Origin of the sequence: Mesorhizobium sp. M7A.F.Ca.MR.362.00.0.0, from assembly GCF_004023175.1 — a bacterium.
Taxonomy (GTDB): Bacteria; Pseudomonadota; Alphaproteobacteria; order Rhizobiales; family Rhizobiaceae; genus Mesorhizobium.
This window is the reverse complement of record NZ_RZTF01000147.1, coordinates 9,323-14,280: the sequence shown is the minus strand read 5'-3', so window position 1 is coordinate 14,280 and position 4,958 is coordinate 9,323. Positions and strand designations below refer to the sequence as shown.

The 4,958-nt window shown below is 63.5% G+C and carries 5 protein-coding genes; 1 reads left to right on the top strand and 4 read right to left on the bottom strand.

Annotated features, from left to right (window positions below; all coding sequences use genetic code 11):
- The 3 genes from EOC06_RS18670 to EOC06_RS18660 all read right to left on the bottom strand — a co-directional run.
- Positions 1 to 869: thiamine pyrophosphate-binding protein (locus EOC06_RS18670; protein WP_245469760.1), on the bottom strand; the 869-nt coding region annotated here is incomplete at its 3' end.
- Positions 866 to 2,041 carry a CaiB/BaiF CoA-transferase family protein gene (locus tag EOC06_RS18665; RefSeq protein WP_128308471.1) on the bottom strand — a complete coding sequence of 392 codons (1,176 nt, stop codon included), beginning with the start codon at positions 2,039 to 2,041 and terminating at the stop codon, positions 866 to 868. The genes EOC06_RS18665 and EOC06_RS18670, both read right to left, overlap by 4 nt.
- 99 nt (positions 2,042 to 2,140) lie before the next feature.
- On the bottom strand, positions 2,141 to 3,073 hold the full coding sequence (locus tag EOC06_RS18660; protein ID WP_127809971.1) for an alpha/beta fold hydrolase: 933 nt from the start codon (positions 3,071 to 3,073) through the stop codon (positions 2,141 to 2,143).
- Between the two features lie 182 nt (positions 3,074 to 3,255).
- Between EOC06_RS18660 and EOC06_RS18655 the strand changes: the two genes are divergently transcribed.
- Positions 3,256 to 4,263, top strand: coding sequence for a ribonuclease (locus tag EOC06_RS18655; protein WP_128308470.1), 1,008 nt, complete (start codon positions 3,256 to 3,258; stop codon positions 4,261 to 4,263).
- 85 nt (positions 4,264 to 4,348) lie between these two features.
- Here EOC06_RS18655 and EOC06_RS42845 read toward each other — a convergent pair.
- Positions 4,349 to 4,958, bottom strand: a 610-nt coding sequence (locus EOC06_RS42845) for a GGDEF domain-containing protein (protein ID WP_245469757.1), incomplete at its 5' end; no start/stop codon positions are given.

The following is a 4,958-nucleotide window of genomic DNA, read 5'->3' as shown; positions in this document are numbered from 1 at the left end:
GGATAGGGGCTTTTCAGCAGCGTGTAGTCCGAGGAGGGCATTTCGCCCATGCGGCCGCCGATCAGCAGCACGAGATCGGCCTGCTTGATCGCTGTGGCCAGCTTCGGGTTGATGCCGATGCCGACATCGCCGGCATAGTTCGGATGCAGATGATCGAACAGCATCTGCCGGCGGAAGGAACAACCGACCGGCAGCGACCACGCCTCGGCGATCGTGCGCATTTGTGCAACCGCCTCGGCGTCCCAGCGCGTGCCGCCAAGGATGACGAAAGGCCGCTTGGCCTTGGCCAGCAGCTTTTCCAGCGCATCGAGCTCCGCTTCGCCCGGCCGTGTCTCAACCGGCGTGTGCGGCAAGGCGATAGGTGCTTCGACGACGCTGGTCAGCATGTCTTCGGGCAGCGAGATCACCACCGGGCCGGGACGGCCCGATGTCGCCACCGCGAAGGCGCGGGTGACGAATTCGGGGATGCGCGAGGCGTCGTCGATCTCGACCACCCATTTGGCGATGTCGCCAAAGAACCTCTTGTAGTCCACCTCCTGGAACGCCTCGCGCTCCTTGGCGTGGCTGGCGACCTGGCCGATGAACAGGATGACGGGTATCGAATCCTGCATGGCGATGTGGATGCCGGCCGAGGCGTTGGTGGCGCCGGGGCCGCGGGTGACGAAGCAGATGCCGGGCTTGCCGGTCAGGCGGCCGTGGCAGTCGGCCATCATCGCGGCACCGCCTTCCTGGCGGCAGACGATGGTGCGGATCGCTGAATCGTGCAGCGCGTCGAGCACCGCCAGATAGGATTCACCGGGCACGCAATAGATGCGGTCGGTGCCATTGGCTTCGAGCGCGTCGACGATGAGTTGTCCGCCGGTCTTCATTGTCCAGACTTCTCCAGTTCGGCAAGGATTTCTTGCGTGTGCTCGCCCAGGCGTGGCGAGGGGCGCTCATAGACCAGCGGCGTGCCGGACATCACCATCGGCGCACGCACCGAAGGCAGAAGATTGCCATGGCCGTCGTCGAGATCGAGCCGCATGCCGCGCGCGATCGTCTGCGGATCGGCAAACATCTGGCCGATCGTGTTGATCGGGCTCGCCGGCACGCTGGCCGCTTCCAGCTTGGCCAGCAGCGGATCGCGGTCAAAACTCTTCAGCGCCTCGATCATGCGCTCGCGCAGCTTGACCCGGTTGGCGACCCGGGCAGGATTGGTGGCGAAGTCGGGATTGGCAGGCAAATCGTCCAGTCCGACAGCGGCGCAGAATTTGGCGAACTGGCCGTCATTGCCGATCGCCAGGATGATGTGCCCGTCCCTGACCGGCACCACCTCATAAGGGGCGATGTTCATATGCGCATTGCCCATCTGCACCGGCGATTGGCCGGAGACGAGATAGTTCAAATTCTGGTTGCCGAGCGCCGAGATCTGGGTATCGAAAAGCGCCATGTCGACGTGCTGGCCTTCGCCGGTCTGCTCGGCATGGCGCAATGCTGCCTGGATGGCGATGACCGAATAAAGGCCGGTGAAGATGTCGGAGATGGCGACGCCCGCTTTTTGCGGCTCGCGGCCGACCTCGCCGGTGATCGACATCATGCCGGCCATGGCCTGGATGATGAAGTCGTAGCCGGCGCGCGGCGCGTAGGGACCATCCTGGCCAAAGCCGGTGATCGAGCAATAGACGAGGCGCGGGTTGATCTGGCGCAGGCTGTCATAGTCGAGGCCGTATTTCTTCAGGCCGCCGAGCTTGAAGTTCTCGATCAGCACGTCCGAGGTGGCGACCAGCCGGCGCACGGTCTCGGCGCCTTCCGGTGTCGAGAAATCGATGGCGATGGAGCGCTTGCCGCGATTGCAGGAATGATAATAGGCGGCCGACAGGTTCTCGCCGTCCTTGCCCATGACGAAGGGTGGCCCCCATTTGCGGGTGTCGTCGCCGCCATCGGGGCTTTCGACCTTGATGACATCGGCGCCGAGATCGGCAAGCAACTGCCCGGCCCATGGCCCGGCAAGGATGCGGGCGAGTTCGACGACGCGGACGCCTTTCAGCGGGGGCTCAGCCATGAATCACCGTGATTGCCGCAATCACCGTGATTGCTGCGAAACCAGAGCCTCTATCAAGCCCTGCAACGGCTGTCACGGCTCTTGCAATGGGCCAATCCGTCACGCTTTGAGGACTTCGTCGGCCCAAATGGCGAAATCATCCATGATGATGTCGCGATTCACCTCGTTCAGGCTTTCGTGGCGGGTGTCGGCGTAAACCTTTGAAACCAGATTCGAAAAGCCCATGGCGCGCATGCGGCTGGCAAGATGCGTGATCCCTTTGCCATAATCCGAGGCGGGATCCTTTTCGCCACCGACGATGCTGACGGGCAGGTCGCGTCGGATACCGGCAAAGCCGGCATCCTTGCCGCCGTTCAGCGCCATGCCGACGACGTCGCGCCACATCGATACCGAGGCATCCCAGCCGCAGAGCGGATCGGCAATGTATTTCGCCACTTCCGCCTCATCTCGCGACAGCCAGTCGAACAATGTGCGGTGATTGGGCACCGCTTTGCCCCAGGCCTGGAAGGTGAGCTTCGGCAACAGACGCGATGGCACGTCGGAGCCGAGCCGCATTCTCTCCCAGGCAAGGACGCCCAGCGCCACCTGCCCGAGCAGGCCTTGGGAGAAATTGCCGTTCCAGATCGCGGCGGCATGGACGCGTGGCGAATGACTTAAAAGGAAATTCAACGCCACGGATGCGCCCATCGAATGACCAAACAGGATGACCGGTCTGTTTGGCTGTTCGCTGGCGATGAGGTCATGGATGGCGCCGACGTCGGCGATCACCTTGGCCGGGCCGTCCCTGTCGGCGAACCTGCCGAGCGGCGTGTTGGGCGCCTTGGTCGCCCCATGGCCGCGATGATCGTGGACATAGACGTGGAAGCCGCGGGAGCCAAGATAATCGGCAAAGCGGGCATAGCGCGCTGCGTGCTCGGCCAGCCCGTGATTGATCTGGACGACGGCGCGTGCCCGGCCATCGGCCTGCCTGACGAAAAGATTGAGATCGGCACCGGTCGGCGAGGCAACCACGCGCTGCTGGCTGAATGACATGCCGCCTGGTCCCGCCCTTGCATTATCGTCGTTGGCTTTGTTTGCGCCGGCCCACATTATGCGTCAATCCGGCAAACCCGCTTTTCGCGACGATGTTTCTTGCGTTTGGCCAGCAAAATATCGCAATTCTGACATGGAGACAGCTTCAGTCTGTCGCCCACTTGTCCAGCTGGGGATTTTCCATGCGTAGTGCTGTCATTTTCGGATTGGCCATGCTGGCGGCGTCGCTGGCCGGGGCGGCGCGTGCCGACGTCAAGATGAGCGGCAGCTTTGTCGCCGACGCTGCCTGTCCGGCAACGCAAGCCATCAAGAACGGCAAGAACCCCGGCAATGTCTCGACCGATGCCGGGAAGAGCTACCAGCTGCTTGCCGGCAACAAGGATGCGCCGACGCACTACCTTATCCTGGTTCCGGGCGCCGATCCGGAGCGCCGCTGGGTGAAGGTCAGTTGCGGCCACGTTTCCGGCAGCAGCGCGGCGACCGTGCCGGCCGCACCTGACGACCAAGGCAAGCCGGCGGCGTCGGGAAAACCCGAATACGTCTTCGCGCTGAGCTGGCAGCCGGCGTTTTGCGAGACAAAGTCGAACAAGACCGAATGCAAGACGCAGAACGCCGGTGATTTCGACGCGACGCATTTCACCTTGCATGGGTTGTGGCCGCAGCCGAACGGCAATTTCTATTGCCAGGCGACGGCGAGCGACAAGGCCAACGACAATCCGGCCCACTGGAAAGACCTGCCGCCGGTCAATCTGGACGCCAACACCCGCACGGAGCTCGATCAGGTGATGCCTGGAACGGCCTCCCACCTCGAGCGGCATGAATGGATCAAGCACGGCACCTGCTACGGCAAGAGCCAGCAGGACTATTTCTCCGACGCGCTCAACCTGATGCGTGCGGTGAACAGCTCGCCGGTGCGCGATCTCTTTGCCAAGAACATCGGTGGAAAGCTGACGGCGGACCAGATCCGCGGCGCTTTCGACAGCGCCTTCGGGACGGGGGCAGGCGACCGGGTGCGTGTGTCCTGTGTCATCGATCCGTCGAGCGGCAGGCGGCTGATCGGCGAACTGACGCTCGGCCTCGCCGGTCCGATCGGCCCGAACAGCTCGCTCAAGGATCTGCTGCTGGCTTCGGTGCCGACCAACAAGGCCGGTTGCCCGACAGGCAATGTCGACGCGATCGGCTTCCAGTAAGTGCGGGGCAGGTAAGCGCTGGCGGGACGCAAACAACCGGACTGCGCCGCCGGCGTTCGTAGGCGGAAGAAATCCTGGAGCAGACCTAAATCCGCGCGGACTTTGTCCATGCAGCGGCCGTGTCGGCTTCGTGGCCGCCCGGCTCGCCGACGACGCGGTCGCGGCCGGTCGACTTCGCCTTGTAGAGACGCTGGTCGGCAAGCGCGAACAGGTCGGCAAGGCAGCGCGTGGTTTCGCTGACGCTGGAAACGCTGGTGCTGACGGTGAACTCGAATCGACTGGTGGCCGCTGAAGCCTTGATCGCATGGCGAATGCTTTCGCCAAGCAGCCTGGCGACCGAGTGCGGACAAGAACTGAGTATGGCGAATTCCTCACCGCCGATGCGGAACACCTGGTCCTCGGGACTGGCGACCTCGCGCAGCAGCGCGGCAACGGCCTTCAACACCTTGTCGCCTTCGGCATGGCCGAAACGGTCGTTGATCGATTTGAAATGATCGACATCGATGATCAGCAGGCTGAGCGGCCTGGCGGTGCGCAGGCTGACCTGGACGGCGGCTTCACCGTCGGCGTCGAAGCGCCCGCGGTGCAGCAGGCCGGTCAGCCCGTCACGGCCGACATGTTCGACCAGCGCCTCGTAGCGTTCGCGATAGGTCAACGTATCGAAGATATCGGTCAATCCGCGCGGCGCAGTGACC

Coding starts and splice junctions, on each gene's coding strand:
- EOC06_RS18665 (WP_128308471.1), bottom strand. CDS start 2,041: ATGGCTGAGCCCCCGCTGAAAGGCGTCCGCGTCGTCGAACTCGCCCGC.
- EOC06_RS18660 (WP_127809971.1), bottom strand. CDS start 3,073: ATGTCATTCAGCCAGCAGCGCGTGGTTGCCTCGCCGACCGGTGCCGAT.
- EOC06_RS18655 (WP_128308470.1), top strand. CDS start 3,256: ATGCGTAGTGCTGTCATTTTCGGATTGGCCATGCTGGCGGCGTCGCTG.